The following is a 13,534-nucleotide window of genomic DNA, read 5'->3' as shown; positions in this document are numbered from 1 at the left end:
GCGGCTACGCCGCTCCCGCCCCCGTCAGCGACCGGACCTCCGTCTCGGCGTGCTTCGCCGGATCGGGCGGCTCGGGTGAGGTGACGGTGCCGATCCATCCGGCCAGGAAGCCGGCGGGGATCGACACGAGTCCCGGGTTCTCCAGGGGGAAGAGCGCGAGGTCCACTCCGGGGAAGAGCGAGGTGGGGCTCCCCGAGACGACCGGCGAGAGCAGGACCAGCACGATCGCCGGGACCAGGCCGCCGTAGACGGCCCAGACCGCTCCCCGGGTGGTGAAGTTCCGCCAGAACAGCGAGTAGAGCAGCGCCGGGAGGTTGGCGGAGGCGGCGACCGCGAAGGCCAGCCCCACCAGGAACGCGACGTTCAGGTCCTGGGCGAGGAGCCCGAGCGCGATGGCGACCACCCCGACGCCCGCCGCGGCCACCCGTGCCACGCCCACCTCGCTCCGCTGCTTGGCACCCGGCCGCCGGAGCGAGGCGTAGAGGTCGTGGGCCACGGAGGCGGAGGAGGCGAGCGTGATCCCGGCGACGACGGCGAGGATCGTGGCGAAGGCGATCGCGGCCACGACGGCGAAGAGCACCGTGCCGCCGGTGGATCCCTCACCGCCTCCGAGGACGAGTGCCAGGAGCGGAACAGCCGTGTTCCCGGAGGCGCTGGACGCCCGGACCTCGCTGGAACCGACGAGCGCGGCCGCTCCGAACCCGAGCACGATGGTCATCAGATAGAAGCTGCCGATCAGCCCGATGGACCAGATCACGGAGCGCCGGGCCGCGCGGGCGGTGGGAACCGTGTAGAAGCGCGACAGGATGTGCGGCAGGCCGGCCGTGCCGAGGACGAGGGCGAGGCCGAGGCTGATGAAGTCGAACCGCGCCGTCCAGCTCCCGCCGTACCTGAGCCCGGGCGAGAGGAAGTCGCTTCCGCGGCCGCTGCGTTCGGCTGCGGAGGTGAGCAGTGCGTTGACGTCGCCGTGGAAGCGGGCGAGGACCAGGACGGTCAGCGCGACGGCGCCGGCCATCAGCAGGACCGCCTTGACGATCTGGATCCAGGTCGTGGCCCGCATGCCGCCGAGCGACACGTAGACCACCATGAGCGCTCCGACCCCGACCACGGTCCAGGACCGGGCGGTGTCGCCGGTGCCGCCGAGCAGGAGCGCGACGAGGCTGCCGGCCCCCACCATCTGGGCCACCAGATAGAGCACCGAGACGGTGACGGACGACGCGCCCACCGCCGTGCGCACCGGGCGCTCCGCCATACGGGCGGCGACCACGTCGGCGAGGGTGAACCGGCCGCAGTTGCGCACGAGTTCGGCGACGAGGAGAAGGACGACGAGCCAGGCCACCAGGAAGCCGACCGAGTAGAGCATGCCGTCGTAGCCGAAGAGGGCGATCAGCCCGGAGATGCCGAGGAAGGACGCGGCCGACATGTAGTCGCCGGCGATGGCGAATCCGTTCTCCATGGGGGAGAACAGCCTCCCGCCGGCATAGAACTCCTCCGCGGACCCCTGCCTGTTCCGGCTGACCCACGTGGTGATGCCGAGCGTCACGGCGATGAACACGCTGAACAGCAGCAGCGCCAGCGTCTGGTGCTCTCCCCTCACCGGCCGGCCCCTCTTGTCATCTCCTGGGTCTCCCAGCGCAGTTCCAGCGCGGCACGGTCCCGGTGCAGACGCGCGTGGCGCGCGTACCCCCAGGTGAGCAGGAACGTGGTCAGGAACTGTCCCAGCCCCGCGACCATGGCCACGTTCAGCGCACCGGTCACGGGACGTGCCATCAGGTCGTGTGCGGTGGTCGCCGCGATGACGTAGGCCAGATACCAGAGCAGGAAGGCGACTGCGGCCGGCACCACGAATCTCCGGTAGCGACGGCGCACTTCGCGGAAAGCCGGGCTGCTCTGCACCTCCAGATAGATCTCGGCGGCACTGTGGCCCCGCTGCTCCGCCGGCCGGGACCGCCCGTCACCGTTGACGGACCGCGTACCGTCCGGCTCGTCCCACCCGGTGGCCGGCGCCTCGTACCACGGGTCGTCGAGCCGCACCGCTGCGGCGCCCGGCCCTGCTTCCTTCTCCACCAACAACTCCCTTGTCCACAAGCCTTTTCGGCCGCGTAGCCAAGAATGGGCAGATCGGGAAGATCCCGGGCACTTCATTAGCCGTGCTTCACCATTTCAGGTGACGGAAGTGCCGGGTGGGTGTGCAAGACCCCTGCCGTACGCATAGCGCACCGCCCCCGTCCGGTCGCGCGCCCCCGTCTTGGAGAAGAGGTTGTTGATGTGCGTCTTCACGGTGGCCCGGGAGATGTGCAGCGTGCGCGCGATCTCCGTGTTGGACAGGCCGTCGGCGATGAGCACCAGAACTTCGGCCTCTCTCGGGGTGAGGCCGTCGGGCAGCCCGGCGGGCGGCGGCGCCCCGGTCTCGACTGCCTGGGCGGTGACCCGCTCCAGCAGCCGGCTCTGCACCTTCGGCGACAGACCCGCCTCACCGGACAACACGGCCTCGATGGCCTGGGCGATCTCCTCACCGCGGGCGTCCTTGGTCAGGTAACCCCGCGCACCCGCCTGCAGAGCGGTGAACAGCGAATCGTCGTCCGCGAAGGTGGTGAGGACCACCACCTGGGTCCCGGGGTGCTCCCGACGGATCCTGCGGGTGGCCTCGACACCGTCGCAACGGGGCATGCGCAGATCCATCAGAACCACGTCGGGCGCCGTCTCGGCGACGAGGGCGACCGCCTCGTCGCCGTCGCGCGCGGCTCCGACCACCTCGATGCCCGGCAGAAGCCCCAGCAGCATGACGATTCCCTCACGCACCACCGACTGGTCGTCGGCGACCACCACCCGCGCGCTCATGCGGGCACCCGCAGCCTCACCACGAACCCCTCCTCGTCCGGCCCTGCCTCCAGGGTGCCGCCGAGCAGCTCGGCACGCTCCCTCATCCCCACCAGACCGTAACCGGAGCCGCTGACAGCGAGCTCGCCCGCCGGACGGCGACCGCCGAAATCGCGCACCTGCAGGGAGACCAGGTCCGGCAGGTACTCCAGCCGGACAGAGATCGCTGCCCCCGGAGCGTGCTTGCGGGTATTGGTCAGAGCCTCCTGTGCCACCCTCCGCACCGCCTGCGACGCTTCCGCGGTCAGCTCACGCCGCTCTCCCGTCACGGACACGTCGGCCCGCTCATCGGCCATCAGCTGCCGCAGGAAGTCCTCCACCGGGGTCATCTCCCCCCGCAGGGCGGAGAGCGCCTGGCGCGTCTCCGCGAGGCCCTCACGCGCCATGGAGCGCGCCGCCACCACCCGCTCCAGGACCTGGTCGCGGAACTCCGCGGACGGCTCCCTTTCGATCAGCAGCCGGGCAGCCTCCAGGTGCACCAGTTGCGCGGAGAGGCTGTGGGCCAGCACGTCGTGGATCTCCCGCGCGATCCTGGACCGCTCCGCCAGCGCGGCCGCGCCTGCCTCCGCCTCCCTCGCGGCCCGCTCCTGTGCGAGGAGCCGCCGGGAACTGCCTCGGGCCTCGGCATCGAGCCGCAGCACGTATCCGCCCAGACAGAGACTGCCCGTGGTGATCACGGTCGTCAGCCAGCCGTCGCCCTTGACGAGGGCGTAGGCGGTGAGTGTCACCGCGGTGAGGGGAACCGCGGCAACGAGCGGGAGCCGTTCCAGGGCGACCACGGCACACCCGCACCACAGCACGATCGCGAGCGCTCCGGCACCCGCCTCCAGAGCCCCGGCCGCCACCAGCGTCAGCAGCACCAGCAGCCCGAGGGACGGTCCCAGGCGGTGCTCCCTGGTGGTGCGGAAGAACGCTCTGGCGGCTGTCGCGCAGCCCGCGGTCACCGCCAGGCCCAGCGCGACCTGCCAGAGAGCGAACCGCCCGTCCGCGAATGCGTTCCAGAGGAGGCCGATGAAAACCGCGCTCCACACGAGCCGGCCGATCGCGGTCCGGGTCCGGGTCCGGGGCGCTCGGGTGAGGGCTTCCCTGGAGGGCCAGCTCGTCCACGTATCGCGGTTCACACCCCGCCCTTCGACATGGCCCGCACGGCCCCGGAGGGCGCGTCGCCGGCCGGAGAACCAGCGGGGACACCGTACTGCTCGCGCACACCCCTGGCCCGCATGGCCAGGACAGCACCGCGTGCGAACAGCATCGCCGCCAGCGATACGAGCAGGGCGGCCGTCCCCTGGTGTATCCCGAGCAGCAGGGCGGCCACGGCCAGAGAGAGGCGCAGCCCGATGCCTCCCGCCCATACGAACACCGTTGCCCTGGTGCCCCGGCTCCAGACGGATTCGTCCGGCCCCTGCCACAGACGTGCGGTCCACCCCCATCCCGCCCCGGTGAGCAGTCCGACGACGAGGCCGCCGCCCAGCATCACGGCCGACAACGCCTCGTGCCGGTGGTCGAGGGCCCCGTCACTGCGCAGAGCGACGATGAACAGGACTGCGGGGAGCACCCACCACTGCCTCCGGTCGCCGACCCTCTGGGCGGAGAACTGACGCACGACGACGAGCGCGACGACCGCGACCATCACCAGGACGTTGAAGAGCTCTGACACGGCGGCCTCCGAGTGGCGTGAAGATTTCGATGTCTTCGACGCTACGGAGCCGCAGGGATCACCGGATCGGCTCAGGGGCTGACCGTGGGTGGAGAAAGCTCCTCCACCCACGGGTGGAGAAGGTCAGACGTCGATACGCGAGCGGTCCAGGGTGGCCGCCGAACTCGTGATGAACTCCTTGCGGGGCGCGACCTCGTTGCCCATCAGCAGGTCGAAGATCTGCTCGGACGACTCCAGGTCACCGATGTTGATCCGGCGCAGGGTGCGGTGCCGCGGGTCCATCGTGGTCTCCGCCAGCTGGTCCGCGTCCATCTCGCCGAGGCCCTTGTACCGCTGGATCGAGTCCTTGAACCGGACGTTCTTCCGCTGGAGCTCCAGCAGCGTCTGGCGGAGCTCGTTGTCCGAGTACGTGTAGATGTACTTGTCCTGGCCCTTCTTGGGCTGGACGAGCTCGATCCGGTGCAGCGGAGGCACAGCCGCGAAGACCCGCCCCGCCTCGACCATCGGCCGCATGTACCGCTGGAAGAGGGTGAGCAGCAGGGTGCGGATGTGAGAACCGTCGACATCGGCGTCCGTCATCATGATGACCTTGCCGTACCGGGCCGCGTCGATGTCGAAGGTGCGCCCGGAGCCGGCTCCTATGACCTGGATGATGGCGCCGCACTCGGCGTTCTTGAGCATGTCCGAGACGGACGACTTCTGGACGTTGAGGATCTTTCCGCGGATCGGCAGCAAGGCCTGGAACTCGCTGTTGCGGGCCAGCTTCGCCGTGCCGAGGGCCGAGTCGCCCTCCACGATGAAGAGCTCGCTGCGCTCCACGTCGTCGCTCCGGCAGTCGGCGAGCTTCGCGGGCAGCGACGACGACTCGAGCGCCGTCTTACGGCGCTGCGCGTCCTTGTGCTGGCGGGCCGCGATGCGGGTGCGGGCCGCGGCCACCGCCTTGTCCAGCACCGCCCTGGCCTGCGCCTTGGCATCACGCTTGGTCGACGTCAGGAAGGCCTTGAGCTCCTTGGCGACCACGTTGGCCACGATCCGGTTGGCCGCCGAGGTGCCCAGCACCTCCTTCGTCTGCCCCTCGAACTGCGGCTCCGCGAGCCGCACGGTGACGACCGCGGTCAGCCCCTCCAGCGCGTCGTCCTTGACGATGTCGTCCTCGGCGACGCGCAGCAGCTTCGCGGACCGCAGGACCTCGTTCACCGTCTTCGTGAGGGAGCGCTCGAAGCCGGAGACGTGGGTGCCGCCCTTGGGGGTGGCGATGATGTTGACGAAGGACTTGAGGTTGGTCTCGTAGCCCGTGCCCCAGCGCAGGGCGATGTCGACGCCCAGCTCACGGGTCACCTCGGTCGCCGTCATGTGTCCGCGGTCGTCCAGGACGGGCACCGTCTCCTTGAACGTCCCCGTCCCGGTCAGCCGCTGGACGTCGCAGACGGCCTTGTCCTGGGCCAGGTACTCGCAGAACTCGCTGATCCCCCCGTCGAAGTGGAACGTCTCCTCGGTCTTGCCCTCGCCGTCGATGCCGCGCTCGTCGCGCACGACGATGGTCAGGCCCGGCACGAGGAACGCCGTCTGGCGCGCCCGCTGGTGCAGGGTCTCCAGGTTGAGCTTGGCGTCCTTGAGGAAGATCTGCCGGTCCGCCCAGTACCGCGTGCGGGTGCCCGTACGCGTCTTCGCGACGCGCTTGCCCTTGCGGAGTCCGTTGGCGGGGTCGAAGGGGCTGTCCGGTCCCTGCTCGGTGAACATGCCCGGAACACCGCGGCGGAAGCTGATCGAGTGGGTCGCGCTGTTGCGGTCGACCTCGATGTCCAGCCGGGCGGAGAGTGCGTTCACGACCGAGGCTCCGACGCCGTGAAGGCCGCCGGACGCCGAGTACGAGCCGCCGCCGAACTTTCCGCCGGCGTGCAGTTTGGTCATGACGACCTCGACGCCGGAGAGACCGGTCTTGGGCTCGACGTCGACCGGGATGCCCCGGCCGTTGTCACGGACCTCGACGGAAGCGTCGTCGTGGAGGATGACCTCGATGGAGTCGCAGTACCCGCCGAGAGCCTCGTCGACGGAGTTGTCGATGATCTCCCAGAGGCAGTGCATGAGTCCCCGGCTGTCGGTGGACCCGATGTACATTCCGGGGCGCTTGCGAACCGCCTCGAGCCCCTCGAGGACGAGAAGGTGCCGCGCGGTGTAGTTGGAGCTGTCCCTGTCTGCGCCGCCTGCTCCGGTCAGCAGCGCAGTGGACGGCACGGAATCGGCGGTCACGCGGTTCGCTCCTCGCTGAATTTCATTTGGGGCCCAGTGGGTAACGGGCTCGGCCTCGGTAGCCGCTGAGAGCCTACCGAGGCCTGGTAGAGCGGTTGTAACGCCACCCAGGGGGAATCCTTATGGTAGTCCAGCCTCGCATACGCGTTCGATCACTCGTCGGGGTGACGCGCACATCACGTTCCCTTCGAGGCATGAACCATTTAGGCTCCGGGCACGTCCTCATGAACAACCGGCAAGCCAGCCGGCGGACCGGCCCACACAAGCAACGCGAAACCGTAGCGCTACGCAATACGGCACATTCGCCGCCAACCGGCAACAGACAGCCATCCTGAGAAGAAGTTTCGAAGAAATGCCACGAGCGGGAACGTTTTCGGCCTGGTTGGATGTTGACCCTGGTACGACAGCTCGTCGAGCTAGAGAAGAGGCGACGTGACTACTGTTCTGACCCCCGCGAGCCCGCTGACCGCAGCAGACCGCTGTGACCGTTGCGGCGCCCAGGCCTATCTGCGCGTCGTCCTGATCAGCGGCGGTGAACTGCTCTTCTGCGCCCACCACGGGCGCAAGTTCGAGCCGGAACTCAAGAAGATCGCCGCGGAAATACAGGATGAGACAGATCGGCTCACTGCCGTGCAGGCCAGTGCCGCCGACGAGGAACAACACTGACACCTCGCATCCACGACGAGCCACGGGTACGGTCCAGGACCGGCCGACGGGCGGCCTCCCTGAGGGGAAGCCGCCCGTTCTCATGTCTTCCGGTGCGATCCCGCGGTCAGCTCTGCCCGGCCATCCACCCGATCGCCGCGGACACCCGGGTGTAGACGCCAGGGCTGCCCGGGCTTCCGCAGCCGCTGCCCCACGAGACGAGCCCGACGAGGCTCCCACGGGCCACCAGCGGCCCTCCGCTGTCCCCCTGGCACGCATCACGCCCTCCCGCCGTTTCACCGGCGCAGAGCATCGATGAGGCCTCGTACGCGCCCTGTGTGCCGCCGGGGTACGCCCGCACGCACTCGCTGTCCGGCAGCACCTGCACGGTGGCAGCACGCAGCGTGGAGGCGTAGGCGCCGTATCCGGTGGTGTCGCCCCAGCCGTACACCGTCGCCGCGGTGCCCGGCTCGTAGGCCGCGCTCCCAGCCCCTGCCATCGGGATGACATCCCCCTCCGGCAGCGCCCGGTCGAGGGTGAGGACCGCCAGGTCGCCGGCGTTGGTGTGCGGGTCGTAGCCGGGGTTGACCCAGGTCGACCGCACGGAGATCTCCTGACCCCCCGGCCCGCTGAGCTCGTCCCGACCCGCGATGATCCGCAGATCCCGGACGTCCGGGACGGCGGCCCCCAGGACGTCCTCCCGCAGGCAGTGCGCGGCCGTCAGCACCTTGGTGGGCGCGATCGCCACTCCCCCGCAGAACTGGCCCGCGCGGGTTCCTCCGAACCGGTCACGACTCGACAGGGCCACGACCCACGGGCTGTCCGCGACGGCCACCGGCCGTCCGCCGACGATGATGCTGTCCGCTTGCGCGAGGGCCGGGGGGCCGAGGGGTATCACTGCCGTGGCGAGCGCCAGGGTGAGGGCAGCGGGAAGGGCACGGAGGGGAACGCGGGGCATGGGAGCTCCTGACGCCGAGGTGAACAGTGCCCACTCAGCGTCATCCTCCGCCGTGCCCTCCGCATGCGGACATGGGCCGGGCCCGGAACCTGGAGGTTCCGGGCCCGGCCCATGTCCGTCCCCGCTCTAGTCGAGGTAGTCGCGCAGCACCTGCGAGCGCGACGGGTGGCGAAGCTTCGACATCGTCTTGGACTCGATCTGACGGATGCGCTCGCGCGTCACCCCGTAGACCTTGCCGATCTCGTCCAGCGTCTTCGGCTGACCGTCGGTGAGACCGAATCGCATCGAGACCACGCCCGCCTCGCGCTCGGAGAGCGTGTCGAGCACGGAGTGAAGCTGCTCCTGGAGCAGCGTGAAGCTCACCGCGTCCGCGGGCACGACGGCCTCGGAGTCCTCGATGAGGTCTCCGAACTCGCTGTCCCCGTCCTCACCCAGCGGGGTGTGGAGCGAAATCGGCTCACGGCCGTACTTCTGGACCTCGATGACCTTCTCAGGGGTCATGTCGAGCTCCTTGGCCAGCTCCTCCGGGGTGGGCTCACGGCCCAGGTCCTGGAGCATCTGGCGCTGCACCCGCGCGAGCTTGTTGATGACCTCGACCATGTGCACCGGGATACGGATGGTGCGGGCCTGGTCGGCCATGGCGCGGGTGATGGCCTGACGGATCCACCACGTCGCGTAGGTGGAGAACTTGTAGCCCTTGGTGTAGTCGAACTTCTCCACCGCTCGGATCAGACCGAGGTTGCCCTCCTGGATGAGGTCCAGGAAGAGCATGCCGCGACCGGTGTACCGCTTGGCCAGCGACACCACGAGACGGAGGTTGGCCTCCAGCAGGTGGTTCTTGGCCCGGCGGCCGTCCTCGGCGATGATCTCCAGCTCACGCTTGAGCTTCGGCGCGAGCTTGTCGGAGTTGGCGAGCTTGTCCTCGGCGAAGAGGCCGGCCTCGATCCGCTTGGCGAGCTCGACCTCCTGCTCGGCGTTGAGGAGGGGAACCTTGCCGATCTGCTTCAGGTAGTCCTTGACCGGGTCGGCCGTGGCGCCGGCGACGGCGACCTGCTGCGCAGGCGCGTCGTCCTCGTCGTCGTCGGAGAGGACGAAGCCCTTGTTCTCGCCCTCGCCCTCCTCTTCCTCACCCTTGCCGACCTTGACTTCCTCGACCGCCTCGTCGCCGTCGAGCAGTTCGTCGTCCTGCTTGCCGGTCTTCTTCGCGGCGGTCTTCTTGACCGCGGTCTTCTTCGCCGCGGCCTTCTTGGCAACCGTCTTCTTGGCTGCCGTCTTCTTCGCAGGAGCGGCAACGGCGTCGCCGGCCGCTGCGTCCGCACTCTCGGCCGCCGGGGCGGCGGAGGCCGCGACGGTCCTCGTCACGGTCGTCTTGGCCGCGACAGTCTTGGCGGCGGTGCGCTTGACCGGGCTCTTCGCTGCGACGCTCTTGCGGGCGCGCTTAGGCGACTCCGCGGCACTGACCATCAGCGTCACACCCTCTTCCTCGAGGATCTGGTTGAGGCTGCGCAGAACGTTCTTCCACTGGGTTGGCGGAATCTGGTCAGCCTCGAAGGCCCGACGCACGTCGTCGCCGGCGATCTGCCCATCAGCCTTTCCCCGCTCGATGAGCGCCATCACAGACTCGGACTCGGCGATCTCCGGCGGGAGCGTACGGGATGTGCTGGCCGACACGAACAACCTCTCGGAACGATGGAAACGGCTTCCGGCCCGGCCCTGGAGGGGGCTGAACCGACGACCGTCGGCTGGGGATGTCGCCGACGGCGCGGGCTTGGCCTCAGAACTGCACAGCGCACTATGTGGCTGCTGTATTCCTTCCGCGGCGGTCACCTCTTAAGTCATCGCACTGTTTCGAGGAGTGTTACGCCCAATTCGCGTGGCCCCAGTCACACCTCATTCGCGACAAACAGAACCAGGGGTCGCGTCTCCGCACAAATGTGCCACCGAACCGCCCGGGCCCGGCGGCACACGGTCCGCATACCCCGATCCGACGGCGCTCAGTGCTCGCGAGGCGCGGGAACCACTCGCTCGCCGTCTGTGTGGCCGACCAGCAGCTGGCGCATGGCGGCTTCCGCACCGGCGGAATCCCCCGAGGCGAGTGCCTCGACGATCCGCGCATGGTGGCCGAGGGATGCCTCGGCGGGCCGGTCACAGCCGGAGACGGGCCCACCGGAGACGTGCAGCGCCGCGGACACGATCCCGGAGAGGTGTTCGAGCATGCGGTTGCCCGCCGCCTGGATGAGCAGGCCGTGGAACTCCGCGTCGGCCCTGGAGAACGTGATGGCGTCCCCCTGCCCCATCGCGTGCCCCATGATCTCGATCATGTCGCCGAGGCGCTGCTGAATGTCCTCGCGGCCGTGCCCGGCGGCCAGACGGGCGGCCAGCGGCTCGATGGTCCAGCGAAGGTCCTCCAGCTCACGGCGCTGGTCGTCACGCTGCGGGCCGAAGGCCCGCCATTCGATGATGTCGGGGTCCAGCAGATTCCAGTCGCTCACCGGCCGGACCCGCGTACCCACATTGGGGCGGGCGCTGACCAGGCCCTTGGCTTCGAGAACCCGCAGGGACTCCCGCACGACGGTGCGGGAGACCTCGAAACGCTGGCCGATCTCCTCCGGCACGAGCGGCCGGTCGGCTCCGAGGTCACCGGAAACAATCATCTGGCCGAGCTGCTGGACCAGTTGGCCGTGCAGCCCACGGCCCCTGCTGGCCGTGCCTCGCCGGCTCGCCCGCCCGAGTTCGGAATCGGCCCCTCCCCAGGAGCGGAGCGAGGCACGCTCCCCGGCCGGCGACTCCGTATAGGGGTAGCGATCGAGTTCGCCCGGGCCGGCGAGGCCGGAGTCGGCGGAGCGGGCGGCGGTCATCATGGTGTGCGCAAGGGTACTCACGCATCCTTTTTCGGCGCGGCTCGCCCAGCCCTTGAGGTCTTTGCTGAAAAGCACACGAAAGGGTGATCGGCACCCACCTCTCAATTGACGCGTTATCGGTAAAAATCGCACGCTTTCAGGCTAGTTACCGCAGATGACCACCCATCGTGCGCGAATCGGTCACCAACGAGCCCTACCTCGAAGGCTGGTGAACACATACGCGCAGATCAGGATGGACAACGACAAGGAGAGCGCCAGCCCCACGGGTTGAGCAACGACGCGCACGACGGCCATGGCCCAGCGATCCACCGCGTAAGGCCACTGCAGCCAGCCGAGTTCACGCAGCCGGCCCGGAAGTCCGGCGATCGAACGGACCGCCGGACCCGCGAGGAGTTCCTGGACCAGCGGTACGACAAGGACCGGTACCGCCAGTACCGCCGCGACTCCGGCGACGGTCAGCCGGAACACTCCGGCCCCGAGCAGCCCCGCCCAGGCGCACCCGACCGACAGCCCCGCCCAACTGGCGGCGAGCTGGGGAGCATGGGCCGGAACGGTCACCAAGTCCCCTCCGTACACGAGGTGCAGGGCTTCGGCGTCGACGAGGACGGAAAGCACGGCGAGCAGCAGCGCGACCCCGGCGGAGACGGTCAGCTTGGCCACCAGGAGGCCGATACGGCGCGGAATCGTCCCTCGTCCCGCAGCGAGCGCCGGATAGCGGAACTCGTCACCGAAGGAGAGCGCCCCCAGCAGCCCGGCGGCGAACGCCGCTGGAGGAAGCGGCAGCAGGTCCGGCCAGGCGACCAGAAGATCGGGCAGGGGCGTCCTGCCGGAGCGGGCCAGGACCACGGAGAGGACCGCGGACACGACCAGGACCGACGCAAGGATCAGAGTGGCCGTCCTGACGCCGAAGAGACGACGCAGTTCGTACCGCAGAGGCCGGAGCGGACCGCGGGCCGGGCGCACGGAGATCGGCGGCGGCAACTGCGAGATCGCCACGGTCGAGGCAGGCCCTGGCAGCACGGTCCTCACCGGAACGCCGTTCGGGCCGCCGCTCGGATCCAGGACGTGGACAGCGGTCGGCGTCCTTGCCGGACCACCCCCGCCGGAACCCGGGATCGGGCCGCCGCCAGAACCCCGGACCGGAACGGCGACGGAATCCCGGACCGGCACACCGGCCGGCCCCCTGTCCAAGACAGCGACCGCTCCCCGGACCGGAGGGCCACCCGCACCCCTGACCTGAGCTCCGCCCACCCCCGGGGCCGGAACGGCGACCGGACCCGCGTCCCCCGTCTCGTCCGCGAGTTGGTGGAGGGGAACTCCGTGGCGGTACGCCGCGTCCCCGACCTCCGCGCAACTGCTGCCGTACACGGACAGGCGACTGCCGTCCTCGGCGACCACTTCGACGGACCGACGAGCCGCGCGGGCCTCACGGCTCACCACGGCGGCGAGCCGGGCCGCCTGCGGGGTCCGCACGGCGACCCGTGGTCTCAGGCGCGTGCGGGAGAAGTCGGAGACGGCCTGGTCCGCGACGAGCCGCCCCCGGTGGATGGTGACGACACGGTCGGCTGCGCGGGCGGCCTCCTTGGGATCGCCGGTCGTGTGCAGGACCGTGCCGCCTTCGGCCGCGTGCGCGCGGAGCAGCCCGTGGAGCCAGCTCTTCTCCCGGGGCGAGAGGCCCTTGGTGGGCTCGTCGAGGACGAGCGTGTGCGGATCCCCGAGCAGCACCGAGGCGAGACCGAGCCGCCGGTCCATCCCGGCCGAGAGCGTCCCGATGCGCTGGTCTCCGAGCCCCGCGAGACCGACGACCTCGAGCAGTTCGTCGGCACGTGAGGCCGGTACCCCGGCAGCGGCACAGAGCATCCGGAGCTGGCCGCGGGCGGTGCGCGCGGGGTGTCCCGGCACGTCACCGAGCAGCACCCCGACCTCACGGGCGGGATGGCCGATGCGGTGCAGGGGCCGGCCCTTGAAATAGGTGACACCCCTCCCCGTTTGCAGTTCGAGCATCAGGCGGAGGGCCGTGGTCTTGCCGGAGCCCGGAGCGCCGAGCAGCGCGGTGACACTGCCCGGCGGGGCTTCGAAGGTCAGGTCGTCCACGACGGGAGGGCAGTCGCGGCGGGGGGCACTGGTGAGTCCGATGGCCTGGAGCATCGCTTCTCTCGCGGAGGGTGAGACCGCTCGGCGGCAGGGAGGGGTACCCCCGCAAGATAACGCGACATTTCAGACTTTTGGTGCACCGATGGATCCGTGGGCGTTCCGCAGGTCCACGCAACGCGTACCTGCGGA

At 69.7% G+C, this 13,534-nt stretch carries 11 protein-coding genes; 1 reads left to right on the top strand and 10 read right to left on the bottom strand.

Annotated elements, in window-relative coordinates; all coding sequences use genetic code 11:
• Positions 1–4 precede the first annotated feature (4 nt).
• The 6 genes from ACFC51_RS29365 to ACFC51_RS29340 all read right to left on the bottom strand — a co-directional run bounded on the left by ACFC51_RS29365 (position 5) and on the right by ACFC51_RS29340 (position 6,787).
• Positions 5–1,597 carry a cation acetate symporter gene (locus ACFC51_RS29365; protein WP_376367385.1) on the bottom strand — a complete coding sequence of 531 codons (1,593 nt, stop codon included), beginning with the start codon at positions 1,595–1,597 and terminating at the stop codon, positions 5–7.
• Positions 1,594–2,034: a DUF485 domain-containing protein gene (locus ACFC51_RS29360; protein ID WP_376531783.1), complete on the bottom strand. Its 441-nt coding sequence runs from the start codon at positions 2,032–2,034 to the stop codon at positions 1,594–1,596. Before ACFC51_RS29360 ends, ACFC51_RS29365 begins: the two co-directional genes overlap by 4 nt.
• Positions 2,035–2,163: 129 nt before the next feature.
• Positions 2,164–2,841 (bottom strand): response regulator, encoded by a 678-nt coding sequence (locus tag ACFC51_RS29355; RefSeq protein WP_376531705.1) that lies wholly within the window; start codon positions 2,839–2,841, stop codon positions 2,164–2,166.
• Positions 2,838–4,001 carry a sensor histidine kinase gene (locus ACFC51_RS29350; protein ID WP_376531703.1) on the bottom strand — a complete coding sequence of 388 codons (1,164 nt, stop codon included), beginning with the start codon at positions 3,999–4,001 and terminating at the stop codon, positions 2,838–2,840. Before ACFC51_RS29350 ends, ACFC51_RS29355 begins: the two co-directional genes overlap by 4 nt.
• Positions 3,998–4,537 (bottom strand): DUF1453 domain-containing protein, encoded by a 540-nt coding sequence (locus ACFC51_RS29345; RefSeq protein ID WP_376531701.1) that lies wholly within the window; start codon positions 4,535–4,537, stop codon positions 3,998–4,000. The genes ACFC51_RS29350 and ACFC51_RS29345 overlap by 4 nt, the downstream gene beginning before the upstream one ends.
• Positions 4,538–4,660: 123 nt before the next feature.
• Entirely contained in the window at positions 4,661–6,787 is a 2,127-nt protein-coding gene (locus ACFC51_RS29340) for a type IIA DNA topoisomerase subunit B (protein WP_376367377.1), read from the bottom strand.
• A gap of 432 nt (positions 6,788–7,219) precedes the next feature.
• Here ACFC51_RS29340 and ACFC51_RS29335 point away from each other — a divergent pair, with 432 nt between their 5' ends.
• Positions 7,220–7,453, top strand: coding sequence for a hypothetical protein (locus ACFC51_RS29335; protein WP_014153643.1), 234 nt, complete (start codon positions 7,220–7,222; stop codon positions 7,451–7,453).
• A gap of 106 nt (positions 7,454–7,559) precedes the next feature.
• Here the strand turns inward: ACFC51_RS29335 and ACFC51_RS29330 are convergent, their stop codons facing one another.
• From ACFC51_RS29330 to ACFC51_RS29315, 4 genes are all read right to left on the bottom strand, one after another.
• Complete coding sequence (locus tag ACFC51_RS29330; RefSeq protein ID WP_376531699.1) at positions 7,560–8,390, bottom strand: trypsin-like serine protease; 831 nt, start codon at positions 8,388–8,390, stop codon at positions 7,560–7,562.
• 126 nt (positions 8,391–8,516) lie between these two features.
• Positions 8,517–10,061: an RNA polymerase sigma factor gene (locus ACFC51_RS29325; RefSeq protein ID WP_376380782.1), complete on the bottom strand. Its 1,545-nt coding sequence runs from the start codon at positions 10,059–10,061 to the stop codon at positions 8,517–8,519.
• Positions 10,062–10,384: 323 nt separating this feature from the next.
• Positions 10,385–11,251: a FadR/GntR family transcriptional regulator gene (locus tag ACFC51_RS29320; protein ID WP_376380784.1), complete on the bottom strand. Its 867-nt coding sequence runs from the start codon at positions 11,249–11,251 to the stop codon at positions 10,385–10,387.
• Positions 11,252–11,431: 180 nt separating this feature from the next.
• The gene (locus ACFC51_RS29315; protein ID WP_376531697.1) at positions 11,432–13,399 is read right to left on the bottom strand and encodes an ATP-binding cassette domain-containing protein; all 1,968 of its coding nucleotides are present in this window, start codon (positions 13,397–13,399) and stop codon (positions 11,432–11,434) included.
• Positions 13,400–13,534 lie beyond the last annotated feature (135 nt).

The sequence above is a fragment of the Streptomyces sp. NPDC055962 genome (genome assembly GCF_042270185.1).
Lineage (GTDB): Bacteria > Actinomycetota > Actinomycetes > Streptomycetales > Streptomycetaceae > Streptomyces.
The sequence above is the reverse complement of the archived record's forward strand: the minus strand, read 5'-3'. Positions and strand labels throughout refer to the sequence as shown.